The following is a 25766-nucleotide window of genomic DNA, read 5'->3' on the forward strand; positions in this document are numbered from 1 at the left end:
CTAGAAGTCGAAGTCCGTCGTGAACGACCGCTTGATCGTGTAGTTCCCCTTCGAGAACGACTTCCACTGTGTCGTGTTCGGAATCGGCTCTTCGAGCCGCAGCTCGACGGGCCGATTGTTGTACTGGTCGGCGTCCTGGGTCAGGTAGAGCACGGCCTTCTGGTACCGATCGCGCTGGTCATCGGATGCACTGTCGAAGGTGAGGACGGGCTGGTCGGAGATCAGCGTGTCGCCGACGTAGAGGCCGAGCCGGACCTGGCGCGGTTGAATCTTGTCCGTGACGGCCTCGCGCTGGAGGAGTTTGACCGCGAGCTGTCCTGTGGTGATCTTGTCGGTCTCGGGCATGAGGTCGACGTTGACCGCACGGACGTCACTCTTGCGCTTTTTGTTGACCGCGATCACCGGGACGACGATCTCCTGGAGTGAGGCACCGCCGTGGACGTAGCGGGTGCCGGCGCCGGGTTGCGGGATGCGGTGGATCGACTTGGGGATCTGGATGTCGAGGTCTCCCGCGAGTCCAGCTTGGGCCGAGGTGAATGTCATGAAGGACGGGGACGGCTTCAGCGACCGGCCGATCACGTAGCGACGATTGGTTTTGGTGACCGCGTCACCCTGGGGAGTCTCCGAGACGTAGTAAGCCTGCTCCAGAGGGATGTCCTGGTAGAGGAACCCGTGGTCGGCGGTGATCAGGATGTTCGTCGCGTTCGCGTTGGTCCATTTCTTCACGAGGAGCAGCAGCTCGCGGAGGGTCTCCTCGGCGGCCTCGAAGACGGTCCGCTCCGTCGGGGCCTTGTCGCCCGCGGCGTCGATGCGGTCGTGGTAGACATAGAAGACCTGGTGCTTCGTATACAGCTCGCGAAGCTCGCTCCCCGGCATGGCCAGGACCTCGGCTGCCGTGATGGCGTGCCCCTTGACCGCTTGCAGGACCTTGTCGCGGTTCGCGGTTCCGTTCGTCGGCTTCCCGTCCGCGAGCACCGGCAGGCCCTCGGGGTCGAGTTCCAGGCTCGACTGCGGGAGCAGCGACGCCATACCGAGCTGGGTGTAACTCGGCAGCGAGCCGAGCACGGCCGAGAGTGAGGCGTCGAACCGGTTCTCGCTGCGGATCATCGACGCGAGTTCCTCGGCGATCTCGTAGCGCATGCCGTCGGAGATGATCACGACCACCTTGGTGCGTCCGTCCTTGACTATGGGAGCGACGTGACGGTTGAAGAACTTCGCCTGCGGCGCGAGCGCAGCGGACTTCCACTCGCTCATGGGCTCAAGAGCCTGCTGCCAGCGCCCGCCGAAGTCGTAGAGGTACTTGTTGGCGTACTGCTTATCGACCTCAGCCTTGAGCACTTCGAGCGGCTTCTGGAAGTCGGCGGTCTGAAGGGCGTAGGTGAACCAGCGGTAGTGCTGGTCGATGCGGAACCAGTCGGTCTGGTACTTCTCCAGCCCGATAGCGGCTGAGGCGATGGCATGCGGCAGCGCGGCGATCGCCGCGAGCAGCTCGGAGGCGCTCTGAATGGCCTCATAAAGCTTGGCGTACTTGGCGCTCCACAAGCTGTGCTGGCGCTGATGAGCGATGTCGGCGACCTCGCGGGGTACTACCGACTGAGTAGCGACGGCAGAGGCGAGGTCGACGATCACCTTGCGATCGATCTCCTCGAAGATCGTGATCGTGGCCAGCTCCCGATAGTCGCGATGCTCGAACTTCGCATTCACGTCAAGCGCGTCGGCTGCGCGAGATGCCAGCGTCGTCATCACATCCTGGGTGCGGACGTCGTAGCGCAGAGCGTTGAAGTCGCTGCGGATGTTGCGGAACTCGTCCGGGGTGGTCGAGGCGAAATCTTCGATGGCGCGGCTGAACATCCAGAGGACGAAGTCGTCAATCGTTGGCGTCGCGCTCGAGTACCTGTAAATACTCGCGAGCCCGTCCCAGAAGAACTGGTCGAGGCCGAAGGTGACGAGATCGTCGAACTTGGCGCTCTTCCCGGCGGCGTTCTCGACCAGGAGTTCGCGCACGATATCGGTCAGCTTGTTGCCCGATGCTTTGACGAGCACCTGACACATCTTGGCGCGGAGGCGGGCCGCGTCGTCTCCGTCGTTCACGAGCTTCTCCAGGGCTTGTTTACGACTGATTGCGGTAAAGAACTTCTGGTGCTGCTCGATCACCGGCAGCAGGGCCGGGTCGTTGAGTCCAAGCTCCTGCTGGAGCATGGAGGTCTTGTCCGCCGTGAATACGCCGCACGCGAGTTCGAGATCGAGCAACCAGTTCGCGGTTCCGCGGGGGATGACGCCGGAGCGGTAGACGAGGTACTTGCTAATGTGGTCAGCAAGGAGGGTGTTCTTCACTCCGAACTCGTTGTCATGGACACAGATGACCTTGACCTTGCCAAAATTCAGCGCATCCAGGTCGGCGGCGTACTCGCCGGCGGGGTCGTGCCAGAACACAACCCGCTGGGAGGCGAGTCGGCTCTGGAGGGCATCCTGGACGGAAGTCAGATCAGTCACTCGCCGCCTCCAGACCGGGGATCTTCTTAAGTGCGGCGCCGAACTTCGGGTAGTTGGCCTTCACACCGTCGTCAAGGTCGATCACGACGTTCTCGGACGCCTTCGGGAAGAGCGTGTCGTGCTCGTATTCGTTCAGCTCCACGATCACCTTGCGGAGCCGATCCGCTTCCTTTGCGTTCCCAGCGCGCACGGCCTGCTGAAGGGCCGACTCCAGCTTGGTCACGTACTCACGCAGGTAGGTCAGCACCGTCGAGACTGTCGAGGGCGTGTAACGGTGCATGTAGATCAAGGCGTTGAAGGAGCCCTTAGGGCTGGAGAAGAGCCAGTAGATCGGACGCTTCTTGTACCGCTGCACGTGGTCCTTGTAGAAAGACTTCACGAAGTAGTCGCGCAGGTTCTTCACGCCGAGCGCCTTGGTGACGAACCGCAGGTTCTCCTCGAAGTGCTGCTCTCCGAACGCGGCACGCAGGAACTGGCGAAACCGCTCGACGATGTCGTCCTCGAACCAATCACCGTGCACGATCGGGATAACGTTGTCGGCATCCGGTGTGAACGTCGGGTTCGGAATCTTCGCGAAGTAGTTCTGCAACGTCGCACCCTGGTCAGCGAGGATCAGCCCCGGCTCATCGAGGCCGTATCTCCCGAACATGCACCCGACAGCGAACGAAATGAGCTGCTCAACTAGCGATTGATCCTGGACCCCCGGCGCCTGCAAGTCGCTCACCGGACGGCCAATGGGCAGGTCCCCTGCCTGGAGATCAAACGCTTTGGCAAAGTGCTGGTTAATCTGGCTCTCTATGGTAATCAACGCCGCCTGTTTGGTATTGCGGGCCGAAACTTCTGCCTGCACAAGATCGCTAATTCTGTGTGAGCCCACATCAAACGGCCAGGTATACCGCCATGACGTCTCCGACAAATCCCACTGGTCACGAGCAATCTCGACGGCACGGTGAGCAAGAGCCTCGGCTCCCTCCGGATCGGGATCGTCAGGCAGCGGCAGAGCTCCCAGCGAGCCAGGTGGAAGGTTGAAGGTCGGGTTGATCGCGTTCAGAATGAACACTGCGCTTGTCGAGTTCATCAGGGCAAGCAGGTACATATCCCTGCGCGAGTGGCAAAGCCCAGCGGACGCATCAAAGAGGTAACCGTCCTCCACGAAACGGAAGGATGAAACGCCTGAAGTGACGACGTTCCAGACGAGACCTGATTGAAAGATCTGATCCAAATTGAAGTTGTGCGCTCGAATGCGGCCCGACTCGTGTTTCGTTGTTTGCAGGCCATAACCGTCATTCGCCCAGTCGACCACCGACGAGACGTTGCCGTACCAGCGAGTTGCCGTGCCGCTGGTCGCGTATGGGAACCATCGACGGCCTGAGCTTGCGGCCTCGCGCCGCGACATTTTACGCCCGATTCGCCCCTGGCTCACCTCCCACCACTGGCGCACCCAACGCGCATTGTCACCAGTCGCCATTCCAACCCGAGGCGATGCAACTTCCTTAACGAGCTGCCCCCGCGAGAACGTTGCCCGGACTGACTCCGGAAGCCAGTAGGCGATTGGCCGTCCTGGAAGTGCGGCGAACTGCGCACCTGACGCTTCGAATCGGTGCCTCCTGGCAAGTAGTGCGTCTCGCTTCTCAGACTCGGAGCGACCGTCAATCAATCGGAAGAAAACTCCAGCCGTACTATTCGATGATGTGTTCATCAGAACGAACGCAGTTGTGGAAACGACGTCTCCACCAACCGAGTCGAAGGCGTTAGCTCCAAGGTGGGCCAACCCGACGATTTGCGTGCGGGACAGTAGCAGGTTGCGGAGCTTCTCGAAGGAGGCAATAAACATCCAGGATTGCATGGTGATCATAGCTACAAATCCATTGCGAACTGCGAGGTTTGCAGATCGCACAATGAAGGCCGAGAAAAGGTCGGCCTTCCCTTCTGCAAATTGACGGTTGACGAATCCCTGAAGCAGGGGCCCCATGTTCCCACTACCCATGTACGGCGGGTTAGCGACGGCGACCGAGTACCTCGGCAGCAGGAACTCCGCCTGGCGGATCGCCCGCTGGGCCCAGTTGAGCGCGTCGGCGCGGAGGATGTCACCTTCGTCGTCGAGCGTCGCGAGGTGGCCGGCGAGCCGGGCTGTCAGGGCGGGGTCGGGCTGAATGAGGGAGCCGAAGGTGTCGGCCTCGGCGAACTGGTTCCAGAACGCCTCTTCCGCGTGACGGTCGCCGTCCTTGGTCACGAGGTAGCTCAGCTCGTCGGCACTGAAGGAGATCGGGTCGAGCACGCAGATGTTCGGCTCGACCGGATTCTTCAGGAAGAGTTTGCGCTTGGCCGCGGCCTTCATCGTCAGGGCAAACGCGGCCAAGGCACCGGCGCGCGGGTCTATCTCGGTGCCATAGAGATTGTTCGTGAGAATCAGTCCGGGGATCTGCGACGGCGTGTAGCCCTCCTCCTCGTAGATCGCGTAGAGGAGGTCAAAGGCGTACGTGAGCATGTGCCCCGAGCCGCACGCCGGGTCGATCACCGTGAGTTCCTCGGGTTTGGTGACCTTGAGGAAGTCGATTTCTTCGTCGACCGGGGCGATGTAGTAATCCATCCGGTCGACGAGGCGAGACTGGGGGTGGTTTAGCATCCACAGGCGGCCCAGGGAGTTCTCGACAAGGTAGCGGACGATCCAGTGTGGGGTGAAGAGCTGTGTGGCGGCGGGGATCTCGTTGGTGCCGGCCTTTTTGTTCTTCTTGAACCCGGCGAAGACCTCGGCCTTCCGCTCGGAGATGTAGAACTGGTAGAGCCAGCCGATGACCTCGACGTCCTGGCACACGTCCTTGGTGAGTACCTTGACGGAGCGGCTCAGGACGGAGTCCTCGGCGAGCAGATTGGCGGGGATGAGCAGCTCGGTGTAGTCGCCTTCGCGCTCGAACATGAAGGGCATAGCCCTGTTCCAGTAGCGGCAGTAGTCCGCGAGGAGGAGCGCGTACGCCTCGGCTTGGGCGTTGACGCCGGGTCGTGGCTGACGTGTGCCGTTGAGGAGCCCGGTGATGGTTGCGGAGTTCGTTCCCTCGACCACCTCCACGTCGACCTGACCGCGCTTGGCTGCGGCGAGCACCTCGGGCTGGCCGACCTGGTCGGCCGCGGGCGAGACCACACCGATGCCGGTGTAGCCGTTGGCGTCCATGAAACGCAGGGCGATGATGCGGTTGAACCACGTGTAGGCCACCTTGTTGGCGACGTGTACCTTGCCTTTGTCGCCGCCGCCAGCCCCGCCGATGGCCCGCTCCAGGGCGGTCACCGTCCTAGGCCGCTCGACACGTTCCGGTGAGCCTTGGGCGAGCACGGCAGTGATCCGCGCGCCGACCTCGCGGATGAGTTCCGTGCGTGCCGACGTGGCGAAGGACTTAAGCGGTGCGGTGTCCATCAGAGCGTGATTCGCTTTCCGTCGTTGAGGGTCGCGACGAGCGCGGTGCGGAGGGCGGTGAGGTAGTTATCGATGTCGGCCTCCGACTCGAGGACGCCGGAGACGCCGGGGACGCTGATCGTCTTGACCGACACGATCGGCTTGGGCGCCGGCACGTCGTCGCCAGCGTCCTGCTGAAATTCGACGAGACGGCTCAGCAGCGCCGGATAGTCATCCTGCTCGAAGGTCGCTCCCACCTGGAGAATGAGGGCGATCTGTGTCTCGCCGACGAGGCGCGCGAGGATCTGGTCGATGTGCCTGATCACGCTCTCCTGCGTTGCTGAGGTGGCGTTGGCGTAGTAGGCGCTGCCGAGGATCTCGGACTTGCGTCCCGTGATCGCTTCGGCCACGTCCGCACGCTTGGCGGAGACGACGTTGTCAATCTGACCGTGCAGAGTGTCGGCGGCCGCCTTGAGCTGGTTCATCTTGTTGCCACGGAAGGCGTTGGCATCGGAGAGCAGCGCATTGACCGAGTCGGCGCTGCCCACCGGGAGGTAGCCGAGGTTCCCGGTGTTGGCGTTCAAGAAGACCTGCGCCTCGTCGAAGATCTTGGCCTGCTGGCCGTTGAGGAAGGACTTGATCGGGTCAATCAGGTCTTCCTTGGCTTCGAGCAGCTCGTCGGCCTTGTCGAAGTCGCTGAGATACCAGTCGACGGACTTGTCGACGACCTGCTCGAGCAGGGCGACAGCGGACGAGAGCTGGCTGACGAACGGGTACCGGCTCGTGCTCACGAGAGTGTTGAGTTCGTCGCGCCTGAACGCGAGCTTGTCCTTGCCGAGCCGGGCCAGTTCGGTGGGGTCGCTCGGCACGGAACCCTCGTCGAAGAAGTCGATGCAGAACTTCTTGAACGCGGCGACCTTCGTCTGGTCGTAGGCCTTCTGCGGTGCCACGACTGTGTGCTGGTGCTTGCCTGTGTTGCGGATGAGGGCTGCTGCCTCCGTCCGAACGACCGGGTTGGAGTCAACGGAGAGCGCGACCTTGCCGTTGCCAACGAGCCAACCCAGCACGACCTCGATAGAGCCGAGGTCCCAGCCGTACGGCTTGGACCCGAAGCGGTCGACGATCTTCTTGATCGTCACCTGCTCGCCCAGGCCGTTCTGGGTGATGATCCAGGACTCCATCTCGGTGCCCGGCGAGGTGAGAGCGCTCAGGTTTCCGATGCTGAACAGCGCCTGGTCGTTCTGGACCGCACCGGCGACCTGCTGCTCGGGGTAGACCTTGCCGCCGAGAAGGCCGAGGTTCGTGTAGGTCCGGCTGACGAGTTCCTGGAATCCGTCCGACACCCGAGTCACGGCATCCTGGGAACTGGAGGGGATCTCCGCGGCGTTGATGATTAGCTGCGCCTTGCCGACGGCTTGACGGAGGCGCTCGATGAGATCCTTCTCGCGGTCGGCGTTGAGTACCTGCTTGGACTGGAGGATCGCCTGCATCGAGGGCGTGGCACCGGAGTTGGTGCGCTGCTTGGTGTACTTCTCGGTTTTCAGCAGCAGACGCAGGTCCGCCAGCAGCCGCTTGTCGCGACCGAGGAACACCCGCAGTTCGTCCCTGCCCATGCTCTGTGCTGCGATCTCGGAGTCGCTGTAGCTCGTCTCCGGTGTGATGAAGTGGATGGTCAACTCGCGCTGGTTGCCCTGGACGATGTCATCGAGCTTGTAGCCGAACGGGAAGTCCTGTCCGTTCTTCGCGTACCCGAGCTTGTTCTTCTTGAGGATGTCGGATGACAGGTACCGGAAGAGCTTGCTGGACACCTCGGAGGAGTCGATGTCGACCGCCTTGATCTCCTTCTCGATCTCCTGTTCCTCGTTGGTGAGGTACTCGTAGACGTTGCCGTTGCGCTGGACGTACGACTGCGTCTCCAGCAAGTTCAGAGCCTCCCGCACCTGCTTGCCCAATCCGGTGAGATCGAGACCGAAGCGGTCGTACACGAGCACGGTCAGGTTGTGGGGTGTGGCCCTGAAAGTGTCGACGTACTTGACCAGGAAAAGCGCCTTCAGAAGCCGGTTGGCGAGGATCGTCACGTCAGAGGTCGGGTCAGGCAGGTGCTTCTCGGCCTGGAGGATCGCGCTCTGGGCGGACGACTTCAGTGCGGCACTGATTCCGGCGAACATCTGATCGAAAGTGGCGAGGTAACCCACCTGCTCGCCGCCGATGCGTTTGGCGACTTCCTGAACCACGCCGAGCATGGAGCGCTCGCCGACCGAGCTGTTCTTGCCCTCGAACATGTTGTGGTCGGACAGGCCCTCGATCGCGGCCTGGAACATCGGGATCTGGTAGGTGACGAGCGGATAGGTGTTGACGAAGCGGGCTTCATCCAGGTAATTGCGGTAGGTCTTCGCGCCGTTGACGAAGTTGAAGATCGTCGGGAAGTTCGCGGCTTCCTTGGAATGGATCGCCTGCAACGCGGTCGCGCCGGCGTCGTTCTTCTCCAGCAGACGCTTGCTGATGACCTCTTCGACGTCCTGGCTGGTGAGCTTCACCTTGGCGCTGAATCGGGCCTGGATCTTGGAGAAGTCGTTGCCCTGCTGCTTGGTGCGGTCGCCGATGACCTTGTCCATGTCCTCCTGCGATGTGACGAACACCCACGAGTGGCCCTTGCACTTGGTGTTGAGGGACTCGGCGATCGTCTGGAGGTTGAGCATGAGCTTGACGTCGTCGGCGATGAACTGCCCGACCTCATCGACGAAGAAGTTTAGTCGGAATCCGGGCTCCTGCTTGTCGATCCATGCCTTGACCGACGTAGCGAAGTCCTCGATCGAGACGGCATAGGACTTCTGGTACTGGGCGATGATCCCGGGGTTAGCCTCGCCGTTGACTTCGGCGAACGCCTTGTCGATGTTGTGGCCTTCCAGAGCGGTCTGCTCGCGCCCCTNGGCGATGATCCCGGGGTTAGCCTCGCCGTTGACTTCGGCGAACGCCTTGTCGATGTTGTGGCCTTCCAGAGCGGTCTGCTCGCGCCCCTGGGACCAGTCGATCCCGGCGCGCTTGGCGAAGGCAGCCTTGAAGGCGTCGTACTGGCCGCGCTTGTCGAGATCCTCCTCAAAGCGGGCGACGGCGCCGTCGTTGCCGAAGTAGCCGCGGCTTTCGTCGAAGACCTTGACGAACACCCTGAGCAGGGCGTCGGTCTGGTCCTTGGCGATGAGGGTCGCCTTCTGGTCGATGTTGAACAGCAGGCTCTTGGCCGGGATGGCGGAGGCCTTCGTGAGCGAGGCGATGAGCATCGCGTCGTCGGTCTTGCCAAGGAAGCCCTCGCTCACCTTCTCCCGCGGGAACGCCTGGCCTTCGACGTCGCCGAGAAGGTGCGCGAGCATCTTGAGCAGGTGGGACTTACCGGAGCCGAAGAAACCGGAGATCCACACGCCGTTGGCGTTCGTGTAGTTGGTGTACTCCTCCAGCAGCGGCGCGACGCCCTTCGCGGCGTCGTTGGTGAAGACGTACTCCTCGACCTCGATGCCCAGGTGGTCGACATCATCGGCCTTGACGACGCCCTCGATCGAGCGGGTGACGTCTTTGAGGAAGATCTCGTTGAGTTTCATCGGGTCATGCTTCCTGGTCGAGGATGCGCTTGGCGCGGTAGAAGGAGTCGTCTTTGAGCTGGCCGAACAGGACCAGTGCTGAGCCCTGCGTGGCCGACACCTCGTACCGTCCGGGGAAGAACATCAGCATCGGCCGCTCGGAGACGACCGCCTGCAGGTTGTTGAGCACCGTGTGCGAGCGCACGAACGGGAACACCTCGCCGATACCGGTCAGGAAGAGAATCTGGAACGACTCGGCTGCAATGCGCTCCTTGATCACCGGAGCCAGGTGCATCTGCGGGTCGAGCATGTTTTGGAGCATCTTGAGGAAGTCGGGCTTGTCCATCGTCGGTTCAGCCACGAGCACGCGCTCCCACACGTTGCGCTTCTTCAGCAGCTCGACGCACAGGTCGTAGAGGTTGATCTCAAAGACCTTGATGCCCAGCTCGGTGTTGAGCTTCGTCTTGATGCGCTTCTTGGCCTGGGTGACGTCTAGCGCCCATGCCGGGTCGTAGTCGTAGATGAAGTGGGCGACCTCGTTGCCGAGGCCCTCCATCTTCAGAAAGCGCTCGCTGCTGAGCACCTTGAACAGGTGCTCTTCTTGCTGAGCCAATGTGGGGTTGGAGTGCAGGGGCATCAGGCCGCCCTCGTCGGGAAGAAACGGATGTCGCTCGGCGTGCGCTGGGTGAGGAACTCGGCGACGCGGGGGGAGAGAAGCACGGGCTCGATGATGCCTTTCGCCGTCAGCACTCCTGCCTCGACCATCATCTTGAAAAGCACCTGCCGGAGCTTCTTGTACGAGAGGTCCGTGACCTCGCTCAGCTCGTCGTGCCACATGGCCTTGGCGCGGTAGAAGGAGTCGTAGTCCCCGTAAGAGACGGTGCCCGCCAAGGTAAGGAAGCGCTCACGGAGCACCTCCTCGGCGAACTCCCCGATGAGGTCGTAGCGGCGGCATGCCGCGGCCCACATGATGTGGCCGCGCTCAGAGGCGGTGACCTCGGCGAGGATCTCAACCTCACGGTCGGAGAGCGCCGACAGGCGCTTGACGGTCTCTCGAACAAGCCGGACCCCTGTGCGGTAGGTCCGCGCCTGCAGGAGGTTCTCTTCGACCGCAAGGTCGCGCACCTTCACCCAATCACGATGCTCGACGTAGACCGGTGCCAAGACTGCGGCCTCGCGCTCCAGGAGGCCGCCGGCTGTGAACGACAACGCATAGCGCCGCACTGCGTCCGAGTTGCTGCTCACGGGACACCCCCTCTGGAAAATGGCAAGTTGATCAGAATACGTCGGTCATCCGACACTTCGGCCGACGAGCGGCGCAGCCGATCACGTGTCGGCCTCGTCGTGGTGCTCGTGCGACTCCGGTGCGGCCCCGCCACTACGGACCCATTCGTCGATCTCGCTGACCTGGAACTTCCAGAGTCGGCCGACGCGGTGGGCGGGCATCTTCTTGTCGGCGATCCAGTCGTAGACGGTGTCTTTCGTGATGCCCAAGTGGGCGGCGATCTCCTCAGCAGACAGCCAGGGTTCAGCCACGTCGATAGACCTCCGGGATCGAGTGCGCAAGACACGCACCAATTCATCCTATCAACGCCAATACCCCTCTGATACCTGCGACACACTGTCTGACCCGGTGAGGATCGGTCACTCTTCCCGCCCCTGCGGAGCACAGGCGGTGGCTAGCAGCACCGAGGCGATCCCCATGCTGGCGAACAGTCTCATCGGCCCGTTCCGAGCATCCGCTCCAGCGGGAACGCCAGCACGGCGAAGCCAGGGTGAGGAAGAAGACGAACGGCTTCCGGTCTCACCGGTCGGCTAGCTGGCCCATAACCGGGATCGCGCCGAGGAACACGCCATGCGCCAGGAGACCGGCCACCAGAAAGTGCTGGGCGTCCATTCCGTGGACGGCCACTGCGTAAGACGGCGCGAAGATGAACCAGGTGTAGAAGACCACCACGCCGCACATCGAGAGGGCCGATGTGTGCAGCACCGCCCGTTTCTCGCTCCACAGGGTGCCCCACCCCGACGGGTAATGACGCACAGGAGAATCGCTGAGACAACAACGTCAACCCGTGCGAAGGCGGGAGAGATCGCGTCGGATTCACGAGCGCCAACAACCGGGCCCTTCGTCGCCGGCCGACCCGGTGACGGGCGCTCAGGCCGTAACAACTGACAAGAGCCCGGCATGGATGGACTCTGGAGCAGCGGCCAGATCAACCGTGACCACTCGGAACTGGTGGCCGTGCATACGCGTCGTCACGTCGAGCTCGGGAGCCTGCTCCGTCGCCGGGTACAGCAATACCCCCTCGGTGCGCATGTCTTCCGCGACCTCGCCCTCCTGGCTCCGGACGTACGTGTACAGCTGGTAGAGGTGCTCCGAGCGGAGCCCTCCGCCGCGGTGCCCGAACTGCTTCGAGAAGGCGGTGGTGAACTTGGTGTCGAGCACAATCCGCCGCCGATGCCGTCGGTGCTCGACGACCACGTCCACCTCCATCACGGGCAGAAGCACGTCCATGGCACCCGCTGACGACGACGGCCAGCGGAGTTGCTGCTTGCCCACGGACCATCCCTGCGGCCGCAGGTGCACGGCGTAGAACCGGCGGACCGCCTCCTCGAACAGTCTGCGGAGGCTGTGTTCCGAGTAGTCCAGCCCGCGGAGCACCGCTCGGCCCGTGGAGTGGCTGGGCAGGGCCAGCTCGAGCAGGAGCTGGGCGGCGGCGACCATCCTGCGGTCGTCGCTGTCGAAGTGGCTGTAGGTCTGCCTCCTCGGCGTCAAGGGATCCGGGCGCTCCGCGGTGACGCCGAGGCGTTGCATGTCGGCCGCCACAGAGCGGCAGTCGTGGGCCAGGGTCGACGTGCGTGACGGGTCGACCGACCGCACAGCTCTCGTGTCACCCAGCCACCGCGCCGCCGTCAGGAGCGCAGCGCAGACATAGCGGTTGCGCGGGGTGTCCACCGTGAGCTCCTCGAAGTCGCAGGCGACCTGCCCGCGCTCCAGCAGCATGCCGCGGGCGGTGGTGATCTGATCGACCCGGTCCCGCACGTGCGCGAGGACCTCGTGCCTGGCCACGTACCCGGGGGTCATCCCGCGTCGCAGGCGGCTGCGGACCTCGGCGAGCAGGATGCGCGCGGCCAGGTCCGCCAGCGCTGTGGGATTGCCCTCCGCCTGGACCCGCTCGGACGCGGAGAGGTGCTGGTAGAGCTCCGAGGCGTACAGGTAGAGCAACCAAAGGTTCCGGATGGGGATCCGGGTAGATCCTTCGCCGACGACGACGCCCACGCTGCCGTCGTCGGGCTCCTGCACCGTCATGCCCGGGCGGCGAACAGCCGGTCCGCCGCGGCCTCCGCGCGGTCCGGAGCGTCGAACCAGTACTCGTGAAGCAGTGGACGGATGGAGGTCTCCACCTGCTCGTGGAACCAGGCGCCGGCGTCGTCGACGACGTCCACCGGGGTCACAAAGCTGTGCCCGATGACGAAGTTCTTGCCCAGCGAGGGATCCGCTCGGATCTCCTCGTTGAGGCAGTCGATGCCAGCCTTAACCGCGCGCACGAAAGCTTCCGCATCTCCACGGGACGTCCTGATCCGGGAGGCCGTCCACCGCATCCACGCCTCGTTGAGCTGGGGTTCCAGGGTGACGAACGAGAACCGGCGGCGCAGTGCCAGATCGACCAGCGCCAGCGACCGGTCGGCGATGTTCATCGTGCCGACCACGTGCAGGTTCGGCGGCAGCCAGACGCCGCCCTCGTCGTCGTCCTTCTGGACGTACGTGAGGTGCATGGCGTGCTCTTCGGACCGCTTGGACGCTTCGACCAGCGTCAGCATCTCGCCGAGGGAGCGCGCCGGGTTGCCACGGTTGATCTCCTCGATCACCATCACGTGGCTGAGCTCCAGGTTCTTCCGCGCTTGGTCGGCCAACTTCAGGAACGGCCCGTCGGTCAGCACCAGGCCGGCCGCCCCGCCGTCGTCGGTCGCCTGCGGGCGGTATCCCCGGATGAAGTCCTCGTAGGAGGTGTTGGGATGGAATTGCACGACCCGGACGGTGTCCGCGCGACGTGCGCCGGCGAGGATCCACCCCAGCCGCTGAGCCAGCCACGTCTTGCCGGTTCCGGGCGCTCCTTGAAGGATGACGTTCTTCTTGTGCCGCAACGTGTGGAGCACAGACTCGATCTCCGCGCGCGGCAGGAAGCACCCGTCGGCGAGGAGATGGTCCACGCCGTAGCCGGCATCGTCCAGCGCGACGCCATTCTCCTCCCCGGCCCCCGCGGGAGCTGCTGCGTAGCGCTCGGGGAAGAGATGTTCACGAGTGGTCACGGTGCCCTTCGTCCCTTCGGCGTCGGCGGACATGTCCGCGATGCTGTGATGCCGCGCGGTGGGGGTGGCCAGGTACTCGTGCACCTGCCGGAGCAAGGTCACGTATGCCACGGCTGCCCCGGCGTCCTCGGGCCGTGGCAACTGGATGCCAAGCATGTCCCGGGCGAGTTTCACGTGGCTCCGCTGCAGCGGGAAGAACGTGCGGGGCCGCGCATAGAACAGGCCCGTGGCGATCCTCCAGCCGAGATCGAACTTCTCGAACAGCGCTTCAAGGGCAGCCGTGAACTCGGCTTCACAGGAGGGGTCGTCGAAGTGGTCCGCCCATGCGCAACCGGTGACGAACACCCGCCAGAGCCGATCGACCTCGTCCGTCCGCGTTTTCGCGTAGTGGAACCACCAGGCCTGCTTCAGGCGGGTCATCGTCGCGCCGGCAAAGTTCGTGGGCACGGGAAGGTCCAGTCCGAGCTGCTCGGCTACGAGCTCCGCGAGCCGGGTACGACGCCCGTCCCTGTCATCCTGGCTGTACAGCCACATGAACGTGAACGGGCACATGTCCTCGACAGGTCCCTCTGTGTCGTTCAGGAACACGTCGGGATAGACCTTCGAGCCGATGTCGGCCCGCACCGCGTCGAACGCCCGGGCAAGTGGCACCCGGTCGTCACGGAAGTCCAGCAGCCGGGTGGCCACGGCTTCGTAGAACGGAACCCAGGGGAAGGGATCGTCTGGCGAGATCTCCGCGTGGTCAGCAGTCTCCGTCGTGGCCACGTCCGTCACCGCCCCTCGGACTCGCGGTCCACGACGTAGACCTCCCGCAGTGGCATCCGGGAACGCCACTTCTGCGGCAGGTCCTTGTAGTGGCGCAGCGTCGTCTCCACGACGTCCTGGCCGGTGAGCAGTCGGAGGTCCTGACGCACGCGCTCCAGGTCCACGGCGTCCTTGCTGTAGCTGCCCATGGTGACGAAGAGTCCCAGTTCCCCGACGGAAAGCGTGCCGATGAGACGCTGGACGTCCGGACGGCTCTGCACGGCAGCCGTGTGCTTGCACTGCACCTTGAGCAGCGGAGGCTCGAGACCCAGCGGGTCCTTGTGCGCGACGACGTCGACGCCACCGTCCGCCACGTAGGGAGTCACCCGCGCCTGATAGCCGAGCGCGCGCAGCAGATCGGCGGTGAAGTACTCGAACTCCTCGTGCGTCAGCTCCTCCAGCAGGGTCTTGCGCACGAAGTCCTCGGTGTACTGGTGGAGCTTCCCGGCGCTGGGTTCGTCGGCGGCCCACTCGTCGAGGTGCTCCGGCTCCTCGTCGACGACGACGGGACGTGAGGCATCCTCGACCGTCCCAGACGGCTGGTCGAGGTAGGCCAGGAAGGCAGCCACGTTGTTCTTTACGCGGAAGAGCGTCAGCGCGGACCCGATCTCGTACAGGGCCTTCTGCGGGAAGATGCCCCGGGGGACGCCCGTGCGGATCCATTCCACCCGGCGGCGGTGGTAGTGCTCCTCCACCTCGGGGTGGAACTCGTACTCACCCACCACGCGGCCGAAGTTCAGGGTGCCGTCCGGCTTGTACGGAGCGATGACCAGGTCGCCGATCTGCATTTCGAAGGTGAAGCGCAGCAGGATGCCGGCCCACACGGGAATGGCCCCCGGCTTGGCCTCCGGATAGGCGCGCTCCACGGCCGCCTTCATCCGAGTTCGATCGTTGCCAATTGCCCTCAGGTCGCGGATCTCATCCCACCCGACACTGACGAATCCCTCGTCAACCAGCTCGTTTCTGAGTGCGTCGTTGTGGATGCCCCATATCGCAGTCGTCGGCATACGTTCCCCCTTCTCCTAGTCACTTGTAGAGACGCTTGGCTGTTGCAGTTGGAAATTGCCCATCCTTAGCGTATGTCCGGACGCGTTGGCGAACTGGAGTCTCAGTTCCTCGGTGCTACTTCAGGACTCGGATGCTCCAGAAACTCGCCGCCGCGCCGGCCAGCGGGTGCATCCCGCGGAGCGGACCACTTCTGGGCGCGGCCATGATGATCAGGACCCGCGTCATGGAGACCTGTGCCCATGGCCGGAACGACCGCGATGTGCCCGGGAATCTCACACTGATCGGGCGACCCATCTGCATGTCCCGAGGTCGCTATCGGCAGCCCGCGCTGTCGTCCGGGAAGTTGAACTTCGCCCAGGTGCCGACTGCCCGAGTGCTGGCAAAATTGACGCCCCCGCCGACTATGCCGCCTGCAACAGGCGCGAGCTTGGTGAGGTTCACGACGCCCTTGGATCCCGCCTTCGTGACCAGGCGAAACCCGACCTTTTTGTTGATTTCGATCAGCACCTGACCAGGCACCTTCTTGATCACACCGATGGCCGTTTTCGTGCCGATCTCGACTCCTGCGGCGGCCAGCACCTCGGTCGCCGAGGAGCCGATCAGCGAGATGAGGACGACGGAACGCACCTCCTCGGACCGAAGGTCGTACCCGCGCAGGTACGCGATCGCTCCCGCCAGACGCGCCTGGGCTAGCCAAAGCGCGGTGAAGTCTGCAGGCAGGGCGACAGGCAAGGTGATCAGTCCGCCCAGGCCCGACAGGAATCCGGAGCTGGAGGTGAGCCGCACGTGGGTTGCGATGAGGCGCTGGATGGCCTTTTCGACGTCACCATGCCTGGCCAGGTGCTGCTCCGCGATTTGGACCGAACTCTTCCACGGACCTTTGCCGTCGACGCCGACGTTGAGCACCGTCTCCGCGACATGCATTGCCCGGGCGCTGAGTTTCTCGGGTGCCGTCGCATCAGCGGGTTCCGTGGCTTCGGGCGCGGCGTCGGCGTCGGCGTCCACATGATTTCGCATAAGTGAAGGCTATCCGCTCGCAGCGGCCACCGAGCGCACATACCTTCTTCGGCGACGCTGAGGCGCCTCCGGCAAGCTCACGTCGGTGGAGTACGAGACCATCCCAAACCAGAGCGTCGACCTGGCGGCCAGATCAAACGAGTCAACGACAACTTCGACCGCCCCAACGGTGCGCTGTTGACCCTCAGGGGTGCAACGCGCCCCCCGCACGTACCTGGAAAGAAAGCCAACTCTCACCGGGCAATCACCACGAACGCAGTCATTTCTTTTTGCTAATTCGTGTCTGGACCCTAAGCCGTACTAGAAAAGCGTCTATACCGCCCCGGAGGGAAAGGGCCGCTCACGTCGACGACCAATGGTTTTGTGGAGCTTTCCCGGCAAACTGTCACGCCATAACGCGGGTGCCGCCACCGGACATGCCGCCTCAGAGCATGGGCGTGCCCACCCACCGGTACGACCTCGGTAGAGCCCCAAGTCAAGTCCACTTATGTCTCGAGTTGAGCCTCCGTAGCGGTCTCCACCGGCGCCCCTCAGCGAGCAACTTCATCTGGACGAGGAGGCGCACTGCTCGGCCGACACAGAAGCCGAGACACGCCCGTGATCAAAGCGAGACTTTTCCGTTATCTTTCGATTAGTGTTCTCTCCGTGCCGGTCGCCTCACCGATCGACATCCCCGTGCACATCGCCGAATTCTGCCGGTGCCCGGGCCCCCATGTATATCGCTCGGCAGAAGCGGGGGAACCATGAACGGTCCCTCCCCCGGGACCTAGGGGTTAAGTCGTCAGGGCCCCCATCCTGACGACCGGGTGTCTCCCACCCGCATCCGACAGCTCACCTCGCAGGCAAGAGGGAGGACATCACTCATGCCCGTTTTCCGCTCCCGCACGCCCCGCCACCGCGCCCAGAGCACGTTCCGTCTCGGACGCACCGCGATCCTGGCGGTCGCCGGCGGCGCCCTGGCGCTCAGCAGCGTGGCCCCGGCCCAGGCCGCCCCCGTCGCAGCCCCCCAGCAGCTCGTCAGCATCCAGTCCCAGTCCGGCAAGGCCGCGACCATCGCCGCGGCGGCCAAGAACCAGCTCGGCGTGGGCCAGGACTGCACCGCCCTGGTCACCAAGTCCCTGCGCGCCGCCGGGATCAACCACCACGGGTGGCCGGCCTCCTACCTGAAGCTCGGCACCCGGGTCTCCGCCGCCCAGGCCCAGCCCGGCGACCTGGTCTACTACGCCAACGGCGGCATGGGCTTCGCCCACATCGCCGTGTACATCGGCGGCGGCAAGGCCGTCCACGGCGGCTGGAACGGCAACCAGACGGTCATCCAGACCGTCAACGTCGGCTCCGGTCCCGTCTACATCCGAGTGCGCTGACACTCCACGCAGGATGCGGGTGTGCGGTTCCCGTCCCGACGGGAACCGCACACCCGAGTCTCGTTACGGGGCGCCTCAGGACACCGAGAGGCGTCGGACTCCTTCAGCCGTGACCCTGTACCGGCGCTTGCGACTGGTGGGAGGAGCCGTAGCCTCGAGCATGCCACGGCCGATGAGCTCGTTGATCCGGCTCAGCGTCCGGCTGTAGGTCCATCCCAGGTGGGCGGCCACCGGTCGCGTGGCATCCAGGCCCTCCGCACCCACAGCACGCAACACGGACTCCAAGTCTTCGTCCAGGACGATCGTCCCGCCGGGTCGAGGCGCCGACCTTTCGGGTGGGCTCGATGGGTCGACATCGGGCCCTGCCACTCGGGAAGACAGCGCGACGTCCGGAAAGAGCTGATACCGGGCATAACGTCTCCCGCCAGAACGCTCGGCCAGCCCCCGGTCCACGAGGTCAGTGAGTGCCGCGGTGGCTTCCCGGCTGTCGAGTCCCCAACTTCGCAATCGCTCGTTGGACACCTCGGTGCCGTGGTGGAGCATCGCCAGGGCCATGTGCTGGGCATCGGTGAGGCCGGTGACGCACAGGGAGGCGATCCATTCCACGGTGTCGGTGTCGAGAAGGGCATGCCGGGGAACGGTGACCTTGACGTGACTCAGCGTGGCCTCGAACTCGGGCGGGGTCATGCCTGCAGCGCGCAGCGTCGCCATGATCCGGGGAATGCCCGACCCCCTGTTCTCGCAGACCACCTCGCGCCGGCCCGGGAGTTCGACGTCGGAGAGCAGACGAGCAAGCAGACCGTTGCGCGAGGACGTGATCTCATCCGCGCCGAGCCCCCCGACCTCGACGCCGCCGTAAAGCGAACCCGGGTTCTTGACGACGAGCCGATCTGCATAGAGCTCGATCTGCACTTGGGTCCCCCTGGCCAAGGGCCCGTAGTCCCGGTGCATCAGGGCGTTGACCACGAGCTCGCGCACGGCTTCGAGCGGGTACTCGTATCGGTCCGACCGTCCAGCCCCCTGGATGACGGCGCCACGCAGCATATTGCGCTCCACCGCGGCCACTGCGTCCTGCACCATGACCGGCAGCGGACCGTCGACGGTCTGGTTGTCGAGAAACCGTCGTCCGTCCTGGGTGCTTTCGCCCATGGTGGTTCCCGGCAGCGCCACGAAGGTGACGTTGAGCTGCGGGAAGAACTGCTGCGGGTAGATGCCCAGGCACAGCAGGCCCGCCAGTGACGGAACGAGGTTCTCACCGTCCCGCACCAGTACGCCCAGGCGGGTGAGAGCGACGTCGTCGGACACTCCGGCGAAGGCCCGAGGGGAGCGCTCCCGCACGCGGGTGAGCAGCGCGGAGACCGCTTGGGGGTCGAGGTCAGCGAGCGCGGCCTCCCTGACCGGCTGCTGATCATCGGTGGGTTGGCCCTGGTTGGCGAGAAGCTGAGTGACCTCGTACTGGGTCAGTTTCCGATCACCGTCGCCCACGCGGAGGTAAGAACCTCCGTAGACACCCCGGGCCGTCACGTAGCACGGCTTCTCGCCGGAGTTCATCTCCGGGACGTCGATCCGGACGATGCGGGCTCCTTCGAACGGCTCGATGGCGATCTCGCACCGCACCGCGGGTGTCATGGAGTCCGCCGCCATGCCTGCCGCAGCATCCCGGATGGCATCGGCGTCGAACGACGCCACCGGCGTGAAGTCCTCGTCCTCACTCAGTCCGAGGAGAACGATGCCTCCCTCCCCGTTACTGAAGGCACTCAGGGTCTCCTTAAGGGATTTCGGCATTCCTCCCGCCGCCGCTTTGACCTCCACTTGCGTGGGCTCGGCTCCGCGACGACGGAGATCGGCGACGACCGCGTGTGTTTCGCTCACGGAACTCCCCCACTCGTTCTCTCATTCACTTGTCACTCACTCATTGTGCCTGAATGAGGAGTGAATGACAGAGTGAGCACTTGAATGAACCTTCAGGTCGCTCGGCGCTCGTTGCCTCCATGTAGGACATCATCCTGAAGCCGCTCTTCCCAGGCTGATATATGAGTCGTATGCTCGACCCGGATCCGCCAGCGGACCGATCGCCAACTCGACGAGGAGTGGGACAGCATGCGCCAACTCGCGCACCGGCTCGAACGGCTGGGCACCGAAACCGCCTTCAGCGTCGCCCAGGCCGCGGCCGCCTGGAAGGCGGGAGGGAACCGCGTGTACCCCTTCCACCTCGGCGACATCAACATCCCGACGGCCCCGCACATCATCGAGGCGATGGACCGGGCCATCGCCGACGGCCACACGGGCTACTGCCCCGGTCCCGGCATCCCGCAGCTGCGCGAGGCCCTCGCCGAGGACATCGGCTCGCGCCGCGGCATCGGCCTCAGCCCCGAGAACATCGTCGTGATGACGGGCGGCAAGCCCGTCATCACGAAGTTCCTGCAGGCGGTCATGAACCCCGGCGACGAGGTGCTCTACCCGAATCCCGGCTTCCCCATCTACGAATCGCAGATCGAGTACCTCGGGGGCACGTCGGTGCCGTACCGCTACCTCCCCACGGAGGACGGCTTCGCGATCGACCTCGACCAGGTGCGCGCCTCGATCACCCCGAGCACGGTCGCCATCATCTACAACGACCTGCAGAACCCCATCTCGGCCGAGTCGACGGCGGCCGAGCGCGAGGCCGTCGCGCAAATCGCCCAGGAGCACGATCTCTGGGTGCTCTCCGACGAGGCCTACTTCGAGACGCGCTACGAAGGGGCCTCGAGCTCGATCGCGTCGCTCCCCGGCATGGCCGAGCGCACCGTCATCCTCTACACGTTCAGCAAGAAGTTCTCCATGACCGGCTCACGCCTCGGCTGCGCCGTCACGCCGCCAGAGATCGCCACGGTGCTCGGCACGCTCAACACCAACGACGAGTCCTGCACCACGCACTACGTGCAGTGGGCCGGCATCGAAGCGCTCCGCGGCCCCCAGGAACCCGTGCAGGAGACACTCGACATTCTGCGCGAGCGCCGGGATGCCGCATGCGAACTCGTGAACGCCATCCCCGGCATGCACGTGGCCGTACCGCAGTCGACGTTCTACCTGTTCCCCGACGTCACCCAGACCATGGAGAGCATGGGCTACACGGCGGTCGGTGACTTCGCCACGGCGGCCCTGCAGCAGACCGGCGTCTCCTTCTGCACGCGGGAGCACTTCGGCCGGCGCCAGCCCGGCGAGGACCGGCAGTACATCCGGCTCGCCTACTCGGGCATCGACGTCCCCGACATCCGCGAGGGCCTTGGCCGCCTGCGCGAGTGGATCGAGACGGCATGAGCCGGGTCGTCGTCACGGGACGGGTGCCCGACGCCGCGGTCGAAAAGCTCCGCGCCGCCCACGAGGTCGAGATGTGGCCGGATCCGGAGCCGATCGGCCGCGAGGAGCTCCTGCGCCGGGTGGCCGGGGCGGATGCCGTCGTGAGTCTGCTCACTGAGCGCATCGACGCCGAGCTGCTCGACGCCGCCGGCCCGCAGCTACAAGTGGTCGCGAACGTCGCCGTCGGCTACGACAACATCGACGTGCCCGCCTGCAGCGAACGCGACGTCGTGGCGACCAACACCCCCGGCGTGCTCACGGACGCCACCGCCGACATCGCCTTCGGTCTGATCCTCATCGCGACCCGTCGGCTCGGCGAGGGGGAACGGCTCATCCGCTCCGGCCAGGACTGGAAGTGGGGCATGTTCTTCCTGCTCGGCAGCAGCCTGCAGGGCAAGACCCTCGGCGTCGTCGGCATGGGCGCCATCGGTCAGGCGACCGCGCGGCGGGCCAAGGCCTTCGGCATGGAGATCGTCTACCAGTCGCGCAGCGAGATCGATCCCGGGATCGCCGCCGAGCTGGGCGCCCGGCGGGTCGATCTCGACGAGCTGCTGAGCGTCTCCGACGTCGTGTCGCTGCACTGTCCTTATGGGCCCGCCACGCACCATCTGATTGGCGCCGAGCAGCTGGCGGCGATGAAGAACTCGGCGTACCTCGTCAACACCGCGCGCGGACCGATCGTCGACGAAGCGGCGCTCGCGGCCGCCCTCCGCGAGGGCCGGATCGCGGGCGCCGGACTGGATGTCTACGAGCACGAGCCCCAGGTGCATCCCGAGCTGCTGGAGCTCGACAACGTGGTGCTGGTACCGCATCTGGGCTCCGCCACGGTGGAGACACGCACCGCCATGGCGGTGCTCGCCGCCGACAACGTGCTCGCCGTGCTCGGCGGGCAACGGCCGCCGACACCGATCGGGTAGCAGCAGGGCGGCCGGTTCCACCTCGAGCGGCGTGGGATTCCGGTGCCACGTCCCCGGCAGGACGGCTACGGCGGTGACGCAGGCGGCCGTCCCTCACAAGGCGTTGCTGAGCCAGTCCTCGAACCGGGTCGGGGCGGTCGTGAAGTCTCCTCGGGGCAACAAGCCGCCGTTGCCGAGGGCGGTCAACGGCACCGGCACCCGGAGCACCTTCCGACGTCCTCCACGGTGCTGCTCGATCGCACGGGCGAGGTCCGCCATGTCGCGGACCTCGGGCCCGGCGATGACGGCGTCGTCGGAGGTTGCGGAGCCGCTGGGCTCCAGGGCACGGTCGGCGACGAACGCGGCGGCATCGTCGGCGGCCAGCGGCTGGGAGCGCATCCCGGGCACCGCGGAGAGCGGGCCGATGCGCATCTGCGACAGCAGGGTCTCGGCCAGTTCGTACCACTGCGCCGAGGCCACGAATGTGACCGGGACGGGCCCGGCACGGTAGGTCTGCTCCTGGGCGGCCTTGCCCGCGTAGTAGCCCATCCACCGGTGCACCTCGGGCTCCCGGGCGTTGAGGATCGTGACGCACACGATCCGGGACACCCCTGCCTGCTGTGCCGCCGCCACCACGTTGCGTGCGGTGGTGGTGAAGAAGTCGACGGCGCGCTTGCGGGACAGTGTCGCCAGGTGGAGGCAGTCCACCACGGTGGAGACCCCCTCGAACGCGGCGTCCAGGCCTTCGCCGGAACAGACGTCGATGCCTTGCCCGCGGGAGACCTCGTCGACGTCGACCCCGCGCTCGCGCAGCTGTGCCACCACCCGTGCGCCCAGCTGCCCGGTCGCTCCCAGGACCGCCACCTTCCTGCGCTCGCCCTCGCCCGTGCTCTCCATGGCCCACCGTCCTCTTCCCGCCGTCCGTGCCTCGGTGCTGCTGGCCTCGATTCTCCTCGCGTGCCCTCCCCGCCGCGACTGTCAGTTTTCGGACTTCCGTCGACTTCCTGCCGCACTGCTGGGAGCATGGACCCATGATCAGCAACGTGGCCGTCATCGTGTTCGACGAGGTCTCCCCCTTCGAGCTCGGGGTGGCCTGCGAGGCCTGGGCGATCGACCGCTCGGGTGACGGCCTGCCCGTCATGGACTTCGCCGTGTGCAGCCCTGATGGGCAGCCGGTCCGCACGATCGCCGGCTTCGACGTGGCGGTCCAGCACGGGCTCGACCGGGTGGCGGCGGCGGATCTCGTGGTCCTCCCCGCCATGTCCCGGGACATCCCGGTCCCGGAGGAGGTGGTCCACGCGCTGCGCGCGGCCCACGACCGTGGCGCCCGGCTCCTGTCCATCTGCTCGGGCGCCTTCGTCCTGGGTGTCACCGGCCTGCTCGACGGCCGCCGCTGCACCACCCACTGGATGCACACCGCGGAGCTGGCCGAACGGTTCCCCGCCGCGCAAGTGGTGCCCGAGGTCCTCTACGTGGAGGACGGCAGCATCCTCACCAGCGCCGGCACCGCGGCGGGCCTCGACGCCTGCCTCCACCTGTGGCGCCAGGAGTTCGGCTCGGCGGCCGCCAACACCGTGGCACGGCGCATGGTGGTGCCGCCGCAGCGCCAGGGCGGGCAGGCCCAGTTCATCAAGGACCCGGTCCCCGAGCGCCGGGCCGAGACGCTGGACCCGCTGCTCACCTGGATCGTGGGACACCTCGACGAGCCGCTCGACGTCGACGCCCTGGCCCGGCGCGCCGCCATGTCACCGCGCACCTTCGCCCGCCGCTTCCGCGACGAGACGGGCACCACCCCGCATGCCTGGATCACCGCGCGGCGTCTGCACCGGGCCGAGCAGCTCCTCGAGGAGACCGATCTGCCCGTCGAGCGCATCGCCGCGGACGTGGGCTTCGGCAACGCGGCCACACTGCGCCACCACTTCACCCGGATCCGCCGGCTCAGCCCGCAGCAGTACCGCCGTCGCTTCGCGACCACCGCCTGAGCACCGCTTTTTTGAGCACCTCGGCCGCGAGATCGCGGCCGACGAGCTCCGTCATGGCCGCGATCGCGAGCAAGCGTTCCGCTCATCCGGGACTCCGCGGCAGAGCGTCGACAGACTTGGCAGAAAACGACCGGAGGTAGTCATTTCTGCCACTCGTGCGAGAGACTCCGGCCGACGAGGCTTGTCAGCGTGAGGGTGAGCCGGATCGGCCGGCACACCGCAGGCAAGGAGCTCATCATGATCTCGTTCGTGTTCCTGGTGCTGGCCGCAGCCGCTGTGCTGTCGGTGTACACAGTGATCGGCCGCCTGGCCGCACCCCCGGAGGAGAGGGTGCCGTGGCGCCACCTCGGCTGGGACGGCTGGATTCACACGCTGCGGCGCAGCCTGGCCTTCCTGGGCGACCCGGTCGCCACGCAGGATGATCCGCACTCGGCGACGCCGTCGGGCATCGGAGCCCGATGAGCGGTCAGCCCGGCCGCGCCGCTCATCAACCCGCCGTGCTTTTGGTCTGAACCAATCCATTGACGGACAAATTGGTCTAGTCCAAGATGAACGAGTGGCATAGATCACTTGTCCGGAGCCCGAAAAGGACCCTCGTGATGCTCACACCGGGAAGCCCCGGCATGCCGCCGCCCTGTCCATCGCCCCCTGAGATGGCGCCGCCCCACCACGAGGAGAACTCACCATGTTGAAGAAACTGCTGACCACGGGTTCCGTTGCAGCCCTGATCACCGGCAGCACCCTGCTCGGCGCCGGACCGGCCCTCGCCGCCCCCTCGAAGGCCGGCGAGAAGAGCACCGAGGTGACCGTGATGTCCTTCAACATCCACTACGGCGCGGACGGTGACAACCAGTTCGACCTCGAGCGCACAGCGTCGGTGATCGAGGATTCCGGCGCCGAGATCATCGGCCTGCAGGAGGTGGACAACCACTGGGGCTCACGCAGTGAGTTCCTGGACGAGGCGGAGTGGCTCGCCGAGCGGCTCGACATGCACGTCGTATACGGCGCCAATCTGGACGAACCACCGCTGCCCGGCGATGTGGACAACCGCCAGTACGGCAACGCCATCCTCAGCGAATACCCGATCATCTCCTCGGAGAACCACCTCCTGACGAACATCGACTACGAGGAGCGGCCCACCGAGCAGCGAGGTCTGCTCGAAGCCGTGGTGAACGTCCGCGGCAATCACGTCGCCTTCTACAGCACGCACCTGGACTTCCAGCGCGAGGAACAGCGCGCACTGCAGGTCGAGGAGATTCTCGACATCACCGGTGCCAGCGAGCGACCGGCGGTCATCGTGGGAGACCTCAATGCCGAACCGGACGCCCCGGAACTGCAGCCCCTGTTCTCGGTGTTCACCGACACCTTCGCCGCCCTCGGACAGGGCGACGACTACACCTTCGGCCCCGACCTCGAAGGCCTCCCCGGCAGCGGCTCCGTGGAGAACCCCAGCCTGCGCATCGACTACATCCTGACCGCGCGGGGAGCCACCGCCACCTCGGCGGAGGTCATCCGGACCACGGCGTCCGACCACCTGCCCATCGTGGCCGAACTGTCGATCACGAAGACTCCCAACGGCAAGGTCAAGTAGC

At 65.3% G+C, this 25766-nt stretch carries 19 protein-coding genes and 1 riboswitch; of the genes, 6 read left to right on the forward strand and 13 right to left on the reverse strand.

Annotated features, from left to right (window positions below; translation table 11 throughout):
• The 11 genes from pglZ to H488_RS34945 form a co-directional block, all read right to left on the reverse strand.
• A complete protein-coding gene (gene pglZ, locus H488_RS34895) occupies positions 1–2493 on the reverse strand; it encodes a BREX-1 system phosphatase PglZ type A (RefSeq protein ID WP_017834905.1) in 2493 nt (830 codons plus the stop codon).
• Entirely contained in the window at positions 2486–5902 is a 3417-nt protein-coding gene (gene pglX / locus H488_RS34900; RefSeq protein WP_017834906.1) for a BREX-1 system adenine-specific DNA-methyltransferase PglX, read from the reverse strand. Before pglX ends, pglZ begins: the two co-directional genes overlap by 8 nt.
• Positions 5902–9474 (reverse strand): BREX system P-loop protein BrxC, encoded by a 3573-nt coding sequence (gene brxC, locus H488_RS34905; protein ID WP_017834907.1) that lies wholly within the window; start codon positions 9472–9474, stop codon positions 5902–5904. Before brxC ends, pglX begins: the two co-directional genes overlap by 1 nt.
• 4 nt (positions 9475–9478) lie before the next feature.
• Positions 9479–10090, reverse strand: a complete 612-nt coding sequence (locus H488_RS34910) for a DUF1788 domain-containing protein (protein ID WP_031283789.1) — start codon at positions 10088–10090, stop codon at positions 9479–9481.
• The gene (locus H488_RS34915) at positions 10090–10698 is read right to left on the reverse strand and encodes a DUF1819 family protein (protein ID WP_017834909.1); all 609 of its coding nucleotides are present in this window, start codon (positions 10696–10698) and stop codon (positions 10090–10092) included. The genes H488_RS34910 and H488_RS34915 overlap by 1 nt, the downstream gene beginning before the upstream one ends.
• 81 nt (positions 10699–10779) lie before the next feature.
• Complete coding sequence (locus tag H488_RS34920; RefSeq protein WP_017834910.1) at positions 10780–10989, reverse strand: helix-turn-helix domain-containing protein; 210 nt, start codon at positions 10987–10989, stop codon at positions 10780–10782.
• 268 nt (positions 10990–11257) lie between these two features.
• Positions 11258–11443: a hypothetical protein gene (locus tag H488_RS34925; RefSeq protein WP_017834911.1), complete on the reverse strand. Its 186-nt coding sequence runs from the start codon at positions 11441–11443 to the stop codon at positions 11258–11260.
• A 165-nt stretch (positions 11444–11608) separates the two neighbouring features.
• Entirely contained in the window at positions 11609–12763 is a 1155-nt protein-coding gene (locus H488_RS34930) for a 5-methylcytosine restriction system specificity protein McrC (protein ID WP_017834912.1), read from the reverse strand.
• A complete protein-coding gene (locus tag H488_RS34935; RefSeq protein ID WP_150110416.1) occupies positions 12760–14529 on the reverse strand; it encodes an AAA family ATPase in 1770 nt (589 codons plus the stop codon). The genes H488_RS34930 and H488_RS34935 overlap by 4 nt, the downstream gene beginning before the upstream one ends.
• 5 nt (positions 14530–14534) lie before the next feature.
• Positions 14535–15446: a restriction endonuclease gene (locus H488_RS34940; RefSeq protein WP_017834914.1), complete on the reverse strand. Its 912-nt coding sequence runs from the start codon at positions 15444–15446 to the stop codon at positions 14535–14537.
• Between the two features lie 442 nt (positions 15447–15888).
• Positions 15889–16581, reverse strand: coding sequence for an EcsC family protein (locus H488_RS34945; protein ID WP_017834916.1), 693 nt, complete (start codon positions 16579–16581; stop codon positions 15889–15891).
• Between the two features lie 685 nt (positions 16582–17266).
• Positions 17267–17451, forward strand: a riboswitch (cyclic di-AMP (ydaO/yuaA leader).
• Positions 17452–17456: 5 nt separating this feature from the next.
• Between H488_RS34945 and H488_RS34950 the strand changes: the two genes are divergently transcribed.
• A complete protein-coding gene (locus H488_RS34950; protein ID WP_017834917.1) occupies positions 17457–17957 on the forward strand; it encodes an NlpC/P60 family protein in 501 nt (166 codons plus the stop codon).
• A 75-nt stretch (positions 17958–18032) separates the two neighbouring features.
• Here the strand turns inward: H488_RS34950 and H488_RS34955 are convergent, their stop codons facing one another.
• Positions 18033–19829, reverse strand: a complete 1797-nt coding sequence (locus H488_RS34955; RefSeq protein ID WP_031283801.1) for an ATP-binding protein — start codon at positions 19827–19829, stop codon at positions 18033–18035.
• 228 nt (positions 19830–20057) lie between these two features.
• Here H488_RS34955 and H488_RS34960 point away from each other — a divergent pair, with 228 nt between their 5' ends.
• Together H488_RS34960 and H488_RS34965 are read left to right on the forward strand one after the other, a co-directional pair.
• On the forward strand, positions 20058–21257 hold the full coding sequence (locus H488_RS34960; protein ID WP_017834919.1) for a pyridoxal phosphate-dependent aminotransferase: 1200 nt from the start codon (positions 20058–20060) through the stop codon (positions 21255–21257).
• Positions 21254–22213, forward strand: coding sequence for a 2-hydroxyacid dehydrogenase (locus H488_RS34965; RefSeq protein WP_017834920.1), 960 nt, complete (start codon positions 21254–21256; stop codon positions 22211–22213). Before H488_RS34960 ends, H488_RS34965 begins: the two co-directional genes overlap by 4 nt.
• A 93-nt stretch (positions 22214–22306) precedes the next feature.
• On the opposite strand, the gene H488_RS34970 is transcribed toward H488_RS34965, so the two are convergent.
• A complete protein-coding gene (locus H488_RS34970) occupies positions 22307–23089 on the reverse strand; it encodes an SDR family oxidoreductase (protein ID WP_017834921.1) in 783 nt (260 codons plus the stop codon).
• 134 nt (positions 23090–23223) lie between these two features.
• Between H488_RS34970 and H488_RS34975 the strand changes: the two genes are divergently transcribed.
• The 3 genes from H488_RS34975 (at position 23224) to H488_RS34985 (ending at position 25765) form a co-directional block, all read left to right on the forward strand.
• A complete protein-coding gene (locus H488_RS34975; RefSeq protein WP_017834922.1) occupies positions 23224–24174 on the forward strand; it encodes a helix-turn-helix domain-containing protein in 951 nt (316 codons plus the stop codon).
• A 237-nt stretch (positions 24175–24411) separates the two neighbouring features.
• Positions 24412–24636 carry a hypothetical protein gene (locus tag H488_RS34980; RefSeq protein ID WP_017834924.1) on the forward strand — a complete coding sequence of 75 codons (225 nt, stop codon included), beginning with the start codon at positions 24412–24414 and terminating at the stop codon, positions 24634–24636.
• Positions 24637–24859: 223 nt separating this feature from the next.
• Positions 24860–25765 (forward strand): endonuclease/exonuclease/phosphatase family protein, encoded by a 906-nt coding sequence (locus tag H488_RS34985; protein ID WP_017834925.1) that lies wholly within the window; start codon positions 24860–24862, stop codon positions 25763–25765.
• Position 25766 lies beyond the last annotated feature (1 nt).

Origin of the sequence: Kocuria sp. UCD-OTCP (assembly GCF_000349605.1) — a bacterium.
In the GTDB taxonomy this organism is placed as follows: domain Bacteria; phylum Actinomycetota; class Actinomycetes; order Actinomycetales; family Micrococcaceae; genus Kocuria; species Kocuria rosea.